This window comes from Tardiphaga sp. 866_E4_N1_4 (assembly GCF_052076075.1).
Taxonomy (GTDB): Bacteria; Pseudomonadota; Alphaproteobacteria; order Rhizobiales; family Xanthobacteraceae; genus Tardiphaga; species Tardiphaga robiniae.
In genome coordinates, this window is the sequence record NZ_CP197242.1 from 5,907,458 (window position 1) to 5,922,732 (window position 15,275).

13 protein-coding genes are annotated in these 15,275 nt (G+C 60.1%); 4 read left to right on the forward strand and 9 right to left on the reverse strand.

Annotation, left to right across the window (positions count from 1 at the left end; translation table 11 throughout):
* Positions 1-2 precede the first annotated feature (2 nt).
* From AB8B20_RS28475 to AB8B20_RS28510, 8 genes are all read right to left on the reverse strand, one after another.
* Positions 3-1,055, reverse strand: a complete 1,053-nt coding sequence (locus tag AB8B20_RS28475) for an acyltransferase family protein (protein ID WP_439073746.1) — start codon at positions 1,053-1,055, stop codon at positions 3-5.
* 4 nt (positions 1,056-1,059) lie between these two features.
* A complete protein-coding gene (locus AB8B20_RS28480) occupies positions 1,060-2,166 on the reverse strand; it encodes an acyltransferase family protein (protein WP_439073744.1) in 1,107 nt (368 codons plus the stop codon).
* Positions 2,167-2,233: 67 nt separating this feature from the next.
* On the reverse strand, positions 2,234-3,316 hold the full coding sequence (locus AB8B20_RS28485) for a glycosyltransferase family 4 protein (RefSeq protein ID WP_439073742.1): 1,083 nt from the start codon (positions 3,314-3,316) through the stop codon (positions 2,234-2,236).
* Positions 3,313-4,734, reverse strand: a complete 1,422-nt coding sequence (locus AB8B20_RS28490; protein WP_439073740.1) for a VpsF family polysaccharide biosynthesis protein — start codon at positions 4,732-4,734, stop codon at positions 3,313-3,315. Before AB8B20_RS28490 ends, AB8B20_RS28485 begins: the two co-directional genes overlap by 4 nt.
* Entirely contained in the window at positions 4,731-7,043 is a 2,313-nt protein-coding gene (locus AB8B20_RS28495; protein WP_439073738.1) for a GumC family protein, read from the reverse strand. The genes AB8B20_RS28490 and AB8B20_RS28495 overlap by 4 nt, the downstream gene beginning before the upstream one ends.
* Positions 7,024-8,448 (reverse strand): outer membrane beta-barrel protein, encoded by a 1,425-nt coding sequence (locus tag AB8B20_RS28500; protein WP_439073736.1) that lies wholly within the window; start codon positions 8,446-8,448, stop codon positions 7,024-7,026. The genes AB8B20_RS28495 and AB8B20_RS28500 overlap by 20 nt, the downstream gene beginning before the upstream one ends.
* 309 nt (positions 8,449-8,757) lie before the next feature.
* Positions 8,758-9,297, reverse strand: coding sequence for a polysaccharide biosynthesis/export family protein (locus AB8B20_RS28505; protein WP_439073734.1), 540 nt, complete (start codon positions 9,295-9,297; stop codon positions 8,758-8,760).
* Positions 9,298-9,488: 191 nt separating this feature from the next.
* Positions 9,489-10,217 (reverse strand): metallophosphoesterase, encoded by a 729-nt coding sequence (locus AB8B20_RS28510; protein ID WP_439074059.1) that lies wholly within the window; start codon positions 10,215-10,217, stop codon positions 9,489-9,491.
* A gap of 818 nt (positions 10,218-11,035) precedes the next feature.
* On the opposite strand from AB8B20_RS28510, the gene AB8B20_RS28515 reads away from it, so the two are divergent.
* The 3 genes from AB8B20_RS28515 to AB8B20_RS28525 all read left to right on the forward strand — a co-directional run bounded on the left by AB8B20_RS28515 (position 11,036) and on the right by AB8B20_RS28525 (position 14,112).
* Positions 11,036-11,803 (forward strand): sugar transferase, encoded by a 768-nt coding sequence (locus AB8B20_RS28515; protein ID WP_068738572.1) that lies wholly within the window; start codon positions 11,036-11,038, stop codon positions 11,801-11,803.
* A gap of 126 nt (positions 11,804-11,929) precedes the next feature.
* Positions 11,930-12,721, forward strand: coding sequence for an FkbM family methyltransferase (locus AB8B20_RS28520; protein ID WP_089268058.1), 792 nt, complete (start codon positions 11,930-11,932; stop codon positions 12,719-12,721).
* Between the two features lie 71 nt (positions 12,722-12,792).
* The gene (locus AB8B20_RS28525; protein WP_089268057.1) at positions 12,793-14,112 is read left to right on the forward strand and encodes a UDP-glucose dehydrogenase family protein; all 1,320 of its coding nucleotides are present in this window, start codon (positions 12,793-12,795) and stop codon (positions 14,110-14,112) included.
* A gap of 39 nt (positions 14,113-14,151) precedes the next feature.
* Here AB8B20_RS28525 and AB8B20_RS28530 read toward each other — a convergent pair whose 3' ends face one another.
* Positions 14,152-14,550 (reverse strand): hypothetical protein, encoded by a 399-nt coding sequence (locus AB8B20_RS28530; protein WP_439073732.1) that lies wholly within the window; start codon positions 14,548-14,550, stop codon positions 14,152-14,154.
* A 318-nt stretch (positions 14,551-14,868) separates the two neighbouring features.
* Between AB8B20_RS28530 and AB8B20_RS28535 the strand changes: the two genes are divergently transcribed.
* Complete coding sequence (locus tag AB8B20_RS28535) at positions 14,869-15,129, forward strand: hypothetical protein (RefSeq protein WP_141137206.1); 261 nt, start codon at positions 14,869-14,871, stop codon at positions 15,127-15,129.
* Positions 15,130-15,275: the final 146 nt, after the last annotated feature.

Genomic DNA, 15,275 nt, shown 5'->3' on the forward strand with positions numbered 1-15,275 from the left:
GGTCAGGCTCCGAGCCAGCGGGCCGCGCGCGGCGGCGCCCATCGTTGCACGGCGAGCAACGCGACAAGGCTCAAGGCGACGGTGATGGCATACATCAGAAATGTCCCCGCAACCGGGCCGAACTGGCGCAGTCCGCCATGATCGCGCAAGGCCATGACAATGAAAATATGCCAGAGATAGATGAAGTAGCTGCCGGACCCGAGCAGGGCCAGGACCGGCGCGCGGATGCCGAGTGCGAGCAACAGGACGCAGAGCGCTGCGGCATAGCCGAAGAACGCCATCGAATCATAATCGGCGGCGTCGCCGATCTTGAGCAGTCTCGCTGCCGCATAGATCACATAGGCCAGCAGTGCCGCGGCAGTGAGTGTCAGGCGCATCCGCGGAAGGGCCAGCCGCGCCGTCGATCCGGCGACCAGCATTCCCAGGGCCACGAAGCTGAACCAGAATGGGATATCGCGCATGCGCACTTCCTCGATCAGCCCATCGGACAGTCCGCGCTGGATCAGCAGGGGATCGACGTAGCTGCCGATGATCAGGCCGAAGGCGAGGGCGAGCATCAGGACGAGGCGCAGTCGCTCATTGGCTTGGGTCGGCTCACGATGGGCAAACCACAGGGTCAGCCAGAGCATGAGCGTACAGCCGAGATAGACGAAGACATAATAATACACGAACACGTAAGCGAGCACGAAACGCGCAGCCGTTGTCGTTGGGCGGTGATCCATCGCCGGGTTCTGCAGCGCCATGTAGAGATAGGCCGCAGCGAAAGCGATCGCATAGGGGATCAATGCGGCCATGACGCGCTTGCCGAGTGGAACGCGGCCCGACAGCGCGGTCAGATAGCCGGACGCGAACAGGAAGATCGGCACACAGGGACGCAACGCCGCATCGAGCATGGTCTTCCACGATGCATCGAGCGGTTGCTGCAGCGAATGGATGCCGATCACCATCAGAATGGCGAGGCCGCGCATGCTGTCGATGGCCACATCCCGGCTGGCCGTCCTCGTTTGAGCCAGCGGCCGCGCCGTCCCGGACATTGTCTGCGTTGCATCCACCATCAGGTCACGTCTGCCTTGGCACCGTCGCCGCGGCAATTCGCGTGCTGAAATGGCGATCATAAGCCTCATTGAGAGCGCGCCGCATGGGCGTCTCGAAATAACGCAGGGACAGAATGCTGGCAGCGGCAAGAACGGCGACGGCCAGCGGCACCAGGGTGAGCTTGCCACCGGGAATGACGGGGGCAAGGAAGCGTGCCGCCAGCGTGAGGACGACGGTCGCGACCGGAATATGCAGCATGTAGGAGGAATAGGTCAGCGAGGACCAGCGCTCAAAGCCAAGGCGCGAGAACAGGGTGGTCTGGCTGGAGAGGTCGTGATGAATGGCGAGTGCAGCGATGAGATAGATGACTGCCAGTGCTGCCATGATCGGAAGCTGCGCGCCGAAGATCAGGAACAGGACGAGGGCCGTGGTCAGCAGGCCCGGTATCGCCGGAAGCCGGGCAATCCGGTCGCGAAACAGCCAGCAGGCGATGCCGAGATTGAAGGCAGGCAAGGCGCGGAAGGCGCCGCCCTTATTGATCCAGTCAGGCCAGGGCTCGGTGCCCATGGCAACGGCATAGATGCTGTTGGCCAGCAGCGGCAGCACGACGAGGGCCACAATCACCGTCCTGCTCCGCGCGATCGTCAGCACCATCAGCGGAAACAACACGTAGCAGAAGAACTCTGCCGACAGCGACCAGCTCGGAAAATTGAAGGTCAGCCGGTCGCCATCGATGGCGTGCAGCAGCAGGAACTGCGCCGGCAGATCGGAGAATGGATAGCGCGCCGGGTTGTCGGTCTTGGCGATGCCCGCATGAAGCGCCAGTGCGATCAGGATATAGAAAGCCAGCGTCGCCAGATGCAGCGGATAGATCCGCGCCAGGCGCCGCCACAGGAAGCGGCCGACCGCGGCGGGTGAGCCAACTTTCGCCAGATACTGGCTGGCAATGACGAAGCCGGAGATGACGAAGAACAGATCGACGAACAGATTGAAGTGCCAGGTGTGGTCCACCATGAAGCGACCAATTGGCAGTTCCTTGATGTAATCCGAATAGTGCAGGACCACGACGGCGCTGGCCGCAACGATGCGCAGCCCGTCCAGATGCCGTGTGCTGGTGTCGATATCCTGCAAGAAGCATGTCCCCTGTTGAACGGGCCAAGCGTGGCCCCGATCCGGCATGGACGCCGGCGTCACGATCCTAATGCGCGACGTTGGGCTTTGCCGCCGAACGACGGCCGCCCAGTTGCCCGCCGGCGAGTTCGGCGATCAGGTCGATGACGATGTCGTGGTCGCTCGCTGCCAGCGCGTTCCAGCGCGCGAGGTTCTCGGTAGCTGCCGCAACATACTGCCTGCGCCACTGAGAAGCCGCGATAGCCCCGCCGATCTGTGACGCTGCGGTGCCGTGGTCCGACGGATCGATGAAGATGCCGGATGTGCCCAATACTTCATGGAAGACGGGGGCATTCGGCGCCACGATCGGCAGGCCGGCATATTGGGCTTCGAGCAGGGGCAAGCCGAGACCTTCATCATGCGAGGTACACAGGAAAATATCGGCCTCATTGAGAATGCGCGCCACGTTCTCGGATGACTGATACCCATGTAAGGTCACGCATGACATGCGCTCCAGCGTCTTCCAGTCATCGCCCCAGCCTTTGCGGCCAACGATGTCGAGGGTGGCGCCGGGAAAACCGTGCTGGCGCAATTCACGTACGATATTGGCTGCGGCGATGAAGTTCTTGCGTGGCTCCACGGTGCCGAGGGCCACGACGCGCAACGGCGACGTCTCGGGTTCGCGCTCGGCGCGCTCGGCGGATTCCAGCTTGAACACGTTGCGCACCGGCGGGCGATACAGCGTGATCTCGGCGTCGGGGCGACAATGCTCGGCGAGCTTGCGCTGGGTGTCGCGCGAATTGGTCAGGAAGCGCGGATAGTTTTTAAGCGCGATCTTGAAAGGCGTCGCCATATAGAGTCGCGCGCGGGAATTGAGATCGGCCTGTCGCGTCAGCAGGAAGTCGTCGTGCATATAGGGCAGCACACGTGATGAAAACATCCGCAGCAGCGGGCTTGGCGGAAAACCGGGGCACAGCAGGAACGACGAGGGAGACGCCAGGCGCATCGGCAGACCGAAAGTCTGCGTCGCCACCATCTGGCCGGTGCCGCGCGAGGTGATGGGCACGACATCGAGCGGCGCCAGCGCCTGTTCCGAGAACAGCTCCAGTGTGATCCGTTCGAGTCCGGTCACATGGCGTCCGAGATGGGTGTGATCGACATAGATAGTCATGCAAACTCCTGATCCCGGGGGACGGCGCGGACATGCGGGGCCGCCATCGGCGGCCGCTGATGGACATAGCGGGGTGGCGCCACGGCCGGCGCGCGTTCGCGCGGCAACAGCAGCGCAATGAGTAGAACGAGCTGCGCCAGCTGAATGTTCTTCGACGAGAAACTCACCGAACTTGCCGCAATCATCAGGATCAGCAGCAAGATGGCGAAGGCTGCTCGGTCCGACCGGCGCAGCAGTTCGATGAAGAAGCAGGTCAGGCCGAGCGTGATCAGGATGGTGTGGATCAGGCCGAATTGCACGATGCAGGACACCCAGAAATTCTCGATGCCATAATTCAAACCGAGCTGCGACTGCAGCGCGTTCACGCGAACCGGATTGGGTCCGAGGATCAGTTCGCTCCACTGGAAATGATTGAGCATGTCGAAGGTCGCAAAGCGAGCCAGGGCGCTGCCTTTGTCCGACGAGAAGCGCAGCAGCATCTTGTCGAAGATGCCGAGATAGAGCGCAGCAAACACGACGCCTGCCGCCGCAAAAAGAAAGCAGATTGCGCCGACAGCGAACAGCAGCGGCACGCGCTTGCCCCGGATCAGCCGGATCGTCTCAAGCAGACCGAGGCAAGCCAACACGAACAATACTGTCATCAGTGCGGTACGGCCGCCGAAGGCCATCAGCGAGCCCAGACCGAAGGCGATCAATGGCACGCGGATGATGATCGGCGGGCAGATGGCCGGTCGCAGCACCAGCGCCATGATATAGGCGCCGACGATGCCCGAGGCCGTCAGCGGATGGCCGAGGAGCGCAGCCGAGCGCCATTCACCGACCACCAGCACGCTGCCGAGTGTCAGCGGAATGATGCGATGGCCGGAGAAATATTCGTAATAGCCAATCAGGATGTTGAGCAGCAGTGTCGCATGGATGGCCCAGACCAGCGGCCGCCGCTGCGCCGGCGTCAGCCGCCAGATCAGCAGGCACAGCAGCACTGGCAGCAGGAACGTGTCGATGATGACCGTGAACGGGCGTTCCAGCACGAACATCTGGATCAGCAGGACGAACCAGCAGAACAGATGCACCAGCAAAAGCTTGGCGTCCGTGAAGGCGCGGTTGATCTCGCCGATCGGGTCACCGTCGCGCATCAGCAGCAAAAGCGTTGCGATGAATGTCGCATAGGTGCCGGGGTGCAATTTCTCGAGAAAATTGCCGCCGGGTGTCAGGTAATGGATCTTGAGATTGGTCAGAACGCCGCCGGACAGCGTGAAGATCGCGACGATGGCGCCCAGCAGCACGCTGACGATCATTAAATTAATGAGTTGGGCGGTGTTGACGATCTGGCGTCGTTGCGGAACGCGTGCACGCGAGCCCGCCGCGGCGACGGCGCCGTTGCGATGCAGCCTGAGCGGCGCGGTCCGGGCCAATGTCAACGCGCAGCTCCCGCACTGGCGGCGGCAACGCCATAGGGCTTCAGATAGGCCGAGCTGCGATAATAGTCGTAGAAGCGGATCTTGCTGAGATCGACCTGGGTCAGCACGGTGCCGAGAATGCGATCATGCACCGGAGCCAGCAGCTCCATCGTGTGGGCGACGACTTCGCGCGGTGTCTGATTCCAGGCCATGGCCAGCAAAATTCGGTCGGCGAGTTCGGCCAGCGCGCGGCCGTCGACCAGCGGAATCAGCGGCGGCGAGTCGATGATGATCAGTTCATAGTGCGACTTCAGGCGGTCGAGGATTTCGACGATTTGCTCGGAGAACATCAACTCGGTGATGGCATCGACATCCTTGATGGCAGGCGAGGGCAGGATCGAGAGGCCGGTGCTGCGATCGAGCAGGATGGCGCGCTCCAGCGTCACTTCGCCAGTTGCCACCTGCAGGAGGCCGGCATCGGCATTGGGGCTGACGGCGCGGGTCAGGCCGGGATTGCGCAGATCGCCGTCGATCAGCAGCGTCTTGATGCCCAGCGTGGCAAAGGACAGTGCGAGATTGCCGGCGAAGGTCGTCTTGCCTTCACTTTCGAGGCCCGACGTTACCAGCACGACCTTGACCGTGTCGATCTTGCGCGCGCGCTGGATTGCCAGACGAACGGCGCGGATCGCTTCGGCGAAGAATGTGCCGGGCTCCTCGATGGCATAGCGCATCAGTGGTGGCTGCAATGCAGCCGGCAGCAGCCGCATGGTGCGCGGATCGTAACTGCCGAGTTCGGTGCGGCCGCGTTTGGCACGCCCGGCGAGTTCGCGACTGCTGATCGAGGGTAGAGCGGCCAGAGCGGGGACGCCTGATATCTCTTCGGCCTGTTCCAGCGTCTTGATCCGTCCGTCGAGATAGTCGGTCAGGAATGCCAGCACGGTGCCGCCGCCGAGGCCGAGCAGGATCGCAAAGCCGAGAATAAGCATCGTCTTCGGTGCGGAGGGCTTGAGCGGGATGCTGGCAAAGCTGACGATGCGGGAGTCCGGCATCTCCAGGCTTTCCTGCGCCGTCGTCTCCTTCGAGCGCGCCAGATATGACTCATAGAGCGTGCGGTTGGCCTCGGCCTCGCGCTGCAGCTCATGCAGCCGGACCACGGCCTGACCGGACGTGCTGGAGACGCCCTGCAGCTTGTCGAAACTGTCCTGCAGCGACGCCTCGCGCGATTTCGCAACGTCATAATCATGCGCCGTGCCCTGCACGATGCGCCCGATTTCCTCGTTGATCAGCCGCTGCGTGTCCTTGAGCTGTGCCCGCACATTGGCGACCTGCGGATGCCGCGGACCATATTTGCTGGTCAGGTCGGCTTCGTTCTTGGCGATATCGGCATATTGCGCGCGCAGCTTGGTCACCATCTCCGAGGAGACGGCGGCATTGAGCCCGCCGGCATCGCCGCCGGTTTTCGCCAATTGTTGCACCTGATCGAACTTGGCACGCGCCTCGGCGGTCTGCACCCGGGCAGCAATCAGCTTGCTGTTGAGATCGGTGATCTGCTGGTCGTTGACCGTCACGCCCTGCGAGACCGCGAGGTTATTGGCGGAACGATAGTCCGCGACGGCCTGTTCGGAGGTGACGACGCGGTTCTTCAGCGCATCGATCTGGCCGCCGAGCCATTTGGCTGCGATGCGCGTCGCGTCGAATTTGGCGCGGACCTGTTCCTCGAAATAGGCGTCAGCCACCGCATTGGCTATGGTCGCGGCTTTCTGCGGCGATTCCGAGCTGACGGCGATATCGACCAAGAATGTCGTGCCTTGTCGTGTCACCTTCATGCGGCGCTGGAGCAGATATATAGAGTATGCACGCGCGGCGTCTTCGGGGCTCACGCCATCGACCGGGCTGCTGCTGCGGAACAGATTGCGGATCGGATCGAGCAGGCCGGGCTTTGGCATGAACTCGAGATCCTGCGTCAGCTTCAACTTGTCGACCACGCGCTGCAGGATCGTGAGCGACTGGATCAGCAGCGTCTGGCTTTCGATGGTCGCATCGTCCGTGCCGAAATTGGTCAGCACCGATTGATTGGTTTCGACCACATTGGCGCGCCGGGGATCGACCAGTACGGTGGAGTTCGCAGTATAGAGTGTGGTCGCCGTCGCCACATAAGCGAGGGCGATACCACCGAGCACGGCGGCGGGCAGCACGACCGCGCGCCAGCGCCGGCGCAGGATGCGCGCCATTTCCCGGAGATCGACGGTCGGCGCCTGCCAACCGGCAACGGCGGTCGGAACCGGTTCCGGTGCCGCCGGATAAGGCTGATCAAAATTGCGCTGTAACATTGAGCCCTACCTGGTGTTTGTCGTAACTGAAGGTGGGTATATCGCTGTCGCGCGATGTGTAGCGGTGATAGGCCGAGATCGCGCTGAAGCGGTTCATCAAATACTTCACGCTGGCATTGGTCGTGGTCACGCGGTCCTTGCGGGCCTGGCCGAAGAAACGATCGATCTCATAGGCGCCCGCCAGCGACAGGATGACGTTGCGACGCAGTTCGTAGTCGACGCCGACCTGCACCGCATTGGCCAGCACGCCGGTCGAGCTGGTATCGGATGTCTGCGTGACCAGCTGTTCGGCCTTGACGTGGATGTCCATCAATCGCGTCGGGCTCCATGTGAGCTTGGCGCGATAGGACGGTCCGTCGACGGTGCCGATCAGAGGATTGTCGAAGCGCTGCTCGACATAGCCGCCGCCGAACTCGCCGCGGAGCAGATTGCCGAAACCGACGGTCAAGCCGGACAAAGCGCGATAGCCGGTGGAGTCCAGCGTCTGCCCGGGCACGCCGCGGATGTTGCGCTGGTTGCCTTCGACGCCGCCGAACCAGCCGAGCACAGGCGAGAACGCATAATCGACGCGGCCGTGAAGCGCATAGATCTGGCCGTCGCGGCTGCTCTGGTCGATCAGACTGCCATCCTGCGCGCGCGCCGTGCCGTAATCGTACGAGTCGACGCGTGCGCCGATCGATGTCGCCAGCCGGTTGAATTCCTTGCGGACGGTCAGGTCGCCGGACATCAGATTATAAGGCGTCGGTGTCACGGCATTGGAAGGCGAGCTCAGCGAACCCACACCCTCATTGAGATGCGCGATCTGGAAACTGCCCAGCACGACCATGTCGTTGGCGATATCGATCCAGCCGGCGCCCTTCAGGCTCACATCGGTCTGGTCGAGGCTCGAATTTTCATTATAGGCCGTGGTTCGTGAATTGAGCTTGATGTCGATGCCGTGTCGCTCCCACAGCGTGTGCGCACGCAGGCTGGGTTCGATCACCGCTGCGACGTCGCCGCGCTTCTGGGTGTTCGAGGCAAACACATTGCTGTCATAGAGCGCGCCCGTCATCAGCGACGGGTTGAACATCCAGGATCCCTGGCGGATGCCGACGGGTTCATAACCAGGTTGCTGTCGCTTTTTTACTGGCATGTCCTCTGGCGCTATTGCTTCGCGGTTATCCCGGTCGACCAGATCGGGCAGCGCGGACGGTTCGAAAATCCGTTGCGCATTCCAGGGCGGCGCGAGCTCGTCGCTGGTTGCCGGGATCGCCTGAGCATTGGCGGGTGATGCAATACCAAGCAGAATCGCCGTGACCGGCCATGGCGCGATACGGAGAGTGCGGCGCGTGACGGGAATCGGCCGCAGCCCCTCCGGTCCTTCGCCGATCGCATCCGATCCTGCTGATACAAACGTACATTTCATCACTCATCCCTTGCGAAGGACATGCATTCCTCCGCTATCGAATTGTCGTCGAGACTTGATTGCCGCTTAGAAATTCATCCCGGCGCTTACAAACTCAGCAAGCCCGTGATGAATGTCGCGCCCCCACTAGCGCACTCAACACTCGTCTGATGAAACGCCCTTCTCTTTGCTGCCCACAATGCGAAGTACGAAGTAAAGTTCGTCGCACTGCACAAGAATACGCACCGCAAAAAGTCGAGACTATGGCGACGCGCGACATGAAGGCGCGCATCGGTCACTACACATCAGACAAAATCAAAAATGATGAGTTCAGAAGTATCGTTCTGGGACACGCACATTGTCGCCGGGAAATACCAGGACTGGCGCATCGAGCGCATAGATCTCTTCGACCGTTGAGCCCGATCGCCGCAAATACACTTTGTTCTCATTGGCGCGATAGGTGAATCCACCGGCAGTTGCGACGGCGTCCATCACGGTCAGGCCCATGCGATAAGGGTATTCGCCGCTCTTCTTCACTTCGCCGAGGATATAGAAGGGGCGATACAGTGCGATTTCCACATTCACGCGTGGGTCTCGCACGATTCCCTTGGCCAACGCGGAGGAGATGCCCTTCTCTAATTGCCGTGTGGTCAGGCCTGCGGCCTTCACGTGGCCCGCAAGGGGAATCGATACAAATCCGTTGCTGTCGACTTCATATTCACCGGTGATATCAGCTTCGCCATAGACCTTCAGACGAACGCGGTCAGTCGGTCCAAGAAGATAGGTGCCTGACGGCGAAGCCGCAGAAACCCGCTGGTCCTGTGCCAGCGCGATCGACGGAGCGACGCCAGCAAGGAAAAATGAAAGCACCGGTACTATCAAAATGCCGGCGCATCGGTTCGTTCGCAACATGGTAGACCCCCAACACAACATCAATGTGATCATCTGCATCAATTCGATGACAATTGATGCAGACGACAATTGCGCGAGAGTGTCCGGCAAAAAACGGCGAAAGAATGTGGCGTACTCAGAGAGTGCGCAGATTGCGTACTAATGTCTTCTTAGAGAACCAGAATCTCTGTGCCTTCGATGGCAATGCACGTGAGGATGCCGCTGCGCCACGCACTTGTGTCAATATTCACACGGTTATCTCTAATATCTGCATGGGGAACCGGTGTGTGTCCGTGCACCACATAGACGCCATGACTGCGCTTTGAATTCAGAAACTCGTCCCTGATCCACATCAGATCATGCGGATCTTGAGACGACAGCGGAACATTGGGACGAATGCCCGCGTGAACGAACAAGAAGTCGCCGCATCTGATATTGTTCCGCAGGCAACGCAAGAAAGCGTCATGTGCCGGAGGGAATGCGGCGCGAAAGGCGTTCTGTACATCGCGCGCCGTTGCCGTGCGCGATGGAGAAACGCCATAGGACGCGAGAGTCTGAAGTCCGCCCAGTTGGCGCCAGTGCTCAAGCACGCTGGCATCCTCCAGGAAGTCTTCCATGATGGCTTCGTGATTGCCGCGTAGGCAGATTGCATGGTTGTGCACCATGCGGACTGCCAGCAAATCGATCACACCTTTCGAATCTGCGCCACGATCGATGTAATCGCCGATATAGACTTCCGCCGCATAGGTGATTGGGCGACGTCGGATGTCCTCATCGATGCGCGCGATGGTTTCCTGCAGCAGGTCGGCGCGTCCGTGAATGTCACCGATGGCATAGATACGCGTATCGGGCGGCAGTGCCGCCTTGTTCGAATCTGACCTGGAGAGGGAGCGCGGCATTTCGCGCAAGCTACGATCAGGGAACCGTCGCGGTCAAATTCAATCGGCCGCGCAACGCCTTGGGACTCATAAAGCTTTGGGGATAGCGATGAGCTCAGAAGAAAATGATGCGAACGGCGACGATCACAGCGACCCAGACGGCTGCATTGATAAGAAGAAGTCTGTTTCGCAGTTTGCGGCCAGATGCGTTGTGCACATCGCTGGTAGAACTGTCCACAGGGCTTGAGATCGCCGCCTTATCCACGGCGATCGCGCGCGGGGGAAATGAAATGTCCCCTGTAGTCATCTGAGGTGTTCGTCGAGCGACCATGGCGATGCCGAAATATCTGGCGGAGTGAGCAGTCTCAGTGCGCAACATAATGGGTGCGCTTTAGTATCGAGTGAAAAATCAAGCTCGAATCGATTGCCGCTTGGTGGCTATTTGTTAATTGCAGAGATCATGCACCCGATCTCACAGCGACGCGATGCAATTCATCGATCTGCGTCGTGTAATTATTTTGCATGGCTGCTGTGAGCGTGATGCAGCGCAATAGACTAACAAAACGATCTAAGCGCTTCCGTGCACAAAGATTTTTGCGCGCCGCACAATTGTATCAATATTGCGACTGCGTAATGTTACACGCCAATACCGTTTTGCCGCCCTAATTCGTTCGCACAGTTAAGAAATCTTCAGGGATGAAGGTTCTTGCTGATCGACGAAGATGGTTTCGCAATTGCGAATGTTCGTCGAAGGGAAGGGTTCTGAATTCGCATGCCTGCCACATAGGCATGTTTCTGTTCGATTATCGCGCACCAAAGTTCCAGCAGGGAGCGAGAGCATGGCCTCTACAGTTTCAGTTGGTTTTGATCGCAACAAGGTGACGCCGCTCTGGAAAGAGCGGCAGTTCATTTCAGTGCGGCCGGTCGAGTTTGCCGGCCACGGGTCCTATCGGAACAGCGCCTATCGCAGCCGCCGGACGAACCAGGTTGCCCGGTGCGAGCCGTCGGAGTCGATTGCCAAGCGATTGTTCGACATTGCGGCCGCGGGCTCGGCCCTGCTGTTTCTCGCGCCGCTGCTGATCACGATCGCAATCATTATCAAGGCGACCTCGCCGGGACCGGTGTTCTTCACCCAGTATCGCTACGGCTACCGCAACCGCTTCTTCAAGATCTACAAGTTCCGCTCGATGCGCACCGATGCCGGCGACAAGCGCGGCATTCAGCAGACGGTCGAAGGCGACGCCCGGGTGACGCGGATCGGCAAGCTGCTGCGCAAGACCAGCCTCGACGAAATTCCGCAGCTGATCAACGTGCTCAAGGGCGATATGTCTCTGGTTGGGCCGCGGCCCCATGTCCCGGGCATGCTGGCCGCCAACGTGCTCTATGAAGATCTCGTGCCGTATTACTTTACGCGTCACAGCGCACGGCCCGGCATCACCGGTCTGGCCCAGGTGAGCGGCTGCCGGGGCAGCACCGTGGAGGCGCCCCGGGCGATCTCGCGCATCGATTACGACCTCGAATATATCGAGAAATGGTCGATGCGTATGGACATCATGATCATCGTGCAGACGGTCCGGCGCGAATTCCTCTCCGGTAATGCCTTCTGATGCCCACGACCGATTGAGCGGCGGCATCGATCAAACCACACATTGCAGACATTGCGCTGGCGGACCTCCGTCCGGCGCCCGGAATTGTTTTGCCTTGAAACCAGCCTCGAACGAAGGGTGACAGCCATGACGGCGACGCAACGGACCAAGCAGCTTCTGAAAGACGCTTTCCCGTCGATGTATCTGCGCTGGCGCTTCCTGAAGCGTCCCAAGTCGGCGGAGCGTGAACTGGCCTATCTCGACAAGATCGTGCCGCAGGGTGCCGTCACGGTGGATGTCGGCGCCAATTGCGGTCTCTATACCCAGCAACTGGCGCGGTTGTCCGGTCAGGTCCATGCGTTCGAGCCGTCGCATGAGATGGCCGATCTCCTCCGGCGCACCTCCGCGTCCAATGTCCGCATTCATGAAGTGGCTCTCTCGGATCATGAAGGCGATGCCGAGCTCTACACACCGCAAGGCGAGGATGGCCTTGTTTACGGGCGGGCATCGCTCGAACAGCAATATGAGCCGTCGGTGAAGCAACTGATCACGACGCATGTTCCGTTGGCGCGTCTCGATGGTGTCGTGCGCGAGGACGTGTCCTTCGTGAAGGTGGACGTCGAGGGGCACGAGTTGAGCGTCTTGCATGGAGCCGTCGGCCTGATCGACCGGTGCCAGCCGGTCTTCCTTGTCGAGGCAGAGGATCGTCACCGTGCCGAGGCGACGCGCTCGGTGTTCGATTTCTTTCGCGACAAATCCTATCGCGGCTTTTTCCTCCAGGACGACGAGGTGATCTCCATCGATCATTTCAACGCCGGGGAAATGCAGGACGCCGATGCGCTGCTGCCCAATGGTGGCCGTAAACCCGGGCAAGCTTACGTCAACAACTTCTTTTTCTTTCCGCAGCATCTCGACGGCGAGTTGATCCTCAACAGCTGAGGCGCATGCGGAATTCTCGGGGGATGTCCGGGTCGTTCTGACCGCGGACTGTTTACAAGACAGGACATGCAATGCGAATTGCCATGATTGGCGCTGGCTATGTGGGGCTCGTGTCGGGGGCGTGCTTTTCGGACTTCGGCCATCACGTCACCTGCGTCGATACCGATCAGGGAAAGATCGACGCGCTGAACAACGGCGAGATTCCGATCCATGAGCCTGGTCTCGATGCGCTGGTCGCGAGCAATGCCAAGCAGGGACGGCTGAAATTCGTCACCGATGTCACATCCGCCGTCGGTGCAGCCGAGGTGGTGTTCATCGCCGTCGGCACGCCGTCGCGGCGCGGTGACGGCCATGCGGACCTGTCCTATGTCTATGCAGCGGCGCGCGAGATCGCAAAAGCCATCAAGAAGTTCACCGTGGTGGTCAACAAGTCGACGGTGCCGGTCGGTTCCGGCGACGAGGTCGAGCGCATCATTCGCGAGGAGAACCCGGACGCCGAATTCGCCGTGGTCTCGAATCCGGAATTTCTGCGCGAAGGCGCGGCTATCAGAGACTTCAAACATCCCGACCGTATCGTGATCGGTTCCAGCGATCAGCGCGCCAAGGATGTCATGGCGGAAGTCTACCGGCCGCTGCACCTCAACTCGTCGCCGATCATGTATACGGATCGCCGCACGGCCGAACTGACCAAATACGCCGCCAACTCGTTCTTGGCGACCAAGGTGGCCTTCATTAACGAGATCGCCGATCTCGCCGAGAAGGTCGGTGCCAATGTGCAGGAAGTCGCGCGGGGCATCGGCCTCGACAACCGGATCGGCCTGAAGTTCCTGCACGCCGGACCGGGCTATGGCGGCTCATGTTTTCCGAAGGACACGCTGGCACTGATCAAGACGGGCCAGGATTACGAAGCGCCGCTGCGCATCGTCGAGACCGTGGTTGCCGTCAACGACCAGCGCAAGCGCGCCATGGCACGCAAGGTGGCGCATGCCTTCGGCGGCAATCTGCGCGGCAAGTCCATCGCCATTCTCGGTGTGACTTTCAAGCCGAATACCGACGACATGCGCGACGCGCCGTCGATCCCGTTGATCACGGCGCTGCAGGATATGGGCGCCGAGGTGCGGGTCTATGATCCCGTGGGCATGGAGCAGGCGAAGAAGGTGTTCGAAAATGTCACCTTTTGCGAGGGCCCCTATGAATGCGCCCGCGGGTGTCACGCCATGGTCATCGTCACCGAATGGGAGCAGTTCCGCGCGCTCGATCTGAAGGAGATGGCGGCGATCATGGCCTGTCCGGTGATCATCGATCTCCGCAACATCTATTCGCCGGATGAAGTGACGCGGAACGGATTTCTCTATAGCGGCGTCGGGCGGCCGCAAGCGGTGGCTTACTAGCTCGCGCATCTGCGCAGATAAGGGGAGGCGCGCAGTGTCTTACTGCGTCGCTTCCTCCGTCGTGCCGGGCGCAGTCGCATGTTCGATTCGCGGCGTCGTGGAGGCGTCGTTATAGCTTTCGGTCTGATAGATCGATTCCAGGTCGCTGCCGCCGAGATACCAGCTTCCAAGGAAATATGTAGCCCCGATGATAGCTGCGGCCATCACGAGACCGCGGCCGACGGAGAAGACGATATCGGCTTTCGTGACTTTATGCGGAGCGATCTTGTCCATGAAGGCGTCCCTGTGGGGCATGCCGCGATCCTGCAACGGCGTGGTCCAGTTGGTGCTCAGGAATTCGAGCGCAAGCAACAGCGCAATCAATCCCGGACAGTGTAGCGTTATCGACCTGACATGTCTGCTGGAAATGCCGAGATCGTCGCGTAGCAGAGAACCCATTGAATAAGCGAATAATGCGGCGCTCAGACCGCAGATCGCAGAATCACAATCACTTTCGGCATCCCCCCATCCGCGAACATCGCCAATGCGGCTCATTTGTTCAACCGTCACAATTGCAACAATTCAACCCCGAATGTCGGAATACCGAACACAGGCGCGTGAGCACGAGCTTTCTCCCGTGGAACCTGAGGATGACGACAGAGTGACGATGCGTTGCTGGAGTACCGAGGTTATGATCGCACTATGAGACAAACTACATTTATACTGGCACTTGCCGCCGTGATCGCGTCCCCGATCTATGCGAACGAAATTGATCAGATGGCGAACAATCTGGAAACAAGCTGTTCGAACCACTTTCGCAAGCGGCCGAACAAACCTTCGAGCGATTCCAAAAAGTTCTGCAGCTGTTTTGCCGGAACCTTCACATCGACCATCTCGCTGCGGGAACTCGATGCCGCAAATGGGGTGGTAACATCGGAAATTCAGGAACAATTCGAACGCGCTGCGGAGTTCTGCGGCCGCGATGTTGCGCCGTCCGTCGCGCAAGCGGGCAGGGCATGGATCATGGAATCCAACTGACCGACGAATCTCGGCGATCATTGTCGGCTGTTACCCTGACTCACTGTCGCCTCATTTGACCGCAAGTCTTTGCTCGTCGGCAAAGTGGGACACATCTTGCGCCGGCATTTGGGGACTGCTCATTGACTGACTCTCGTTTCAAGGCG

Coding starts and splice junctions, on each gene's coding strand:
- AB8B20_RS28475 (WP_439073746.1), bottom strand. CDS start 1,055: ATGGTGGATGCAACGCAGACAATGTCCGGGACGGCGCGGCCGCTGGCT.
- AB8B20_RS28485 (WP_439073742.1), bottom strand. CDS start 3,316: ATGACTATCTATGTCGATCACACCCATCTCGGACGCCATGTGACCGGA.
- AB8B20_RS28495 (WP_439073738.1), bottom strand. CDS start 7,043: ATGTTACAGCGCAATTTTGATCAGCCTTATCCGGCGGCACCGGAACCG.
- AB8B20_RS28500 (WP_439073736.1), bottom strand. CDS start 8,448: ATGAAATGTACGTTTGTATCAGCAGGATCGGATGCGATCGGCGAAGGA.
- AB8B20_RS28510 (WP_439074059.1), bottom strand. CDS start 10,217: ATGCCGCGCTCCCTCTCCAGGTCAGATTCGAACAAGGCGGCACTGCCG.
- AB8B20_RS28515 (WP_068738572.1), top strand. CDS start 11,036: ATGGCCTCTACAGTTTCAGTTGGTTTTGATCGCAACAAGGTGACGCCG.
- AB8B20_RS28520 (WP_089268058.1), top strand. CDS start 11,930: ATGACGGCGACGCAACGGACCAAGCAGCTTCTGAAAGACGCTTTCCCG.
- AB8B20_RS28525 (WP_089268057.1), top strand. CDS start 12,793: ATGCGAATTGCCATGATTGGCGCTGGCTATGTGGGGCTCGTGTCGGGG.
- AB8B20_RS28530 (WP_439073732.1), bottom strand. CDS start 14,550: ATGGGTTCTCTGCTACGCGACGATCTCGGCATTTCCAGCAGACATGTC.
- AB8B20_RS28535 (WP_141137206.1), top strand. CDS start 14,869: ATGGCGAACAATCTGGAAACAAGCTGTTCGAACCACTTTCGCAAGCGG.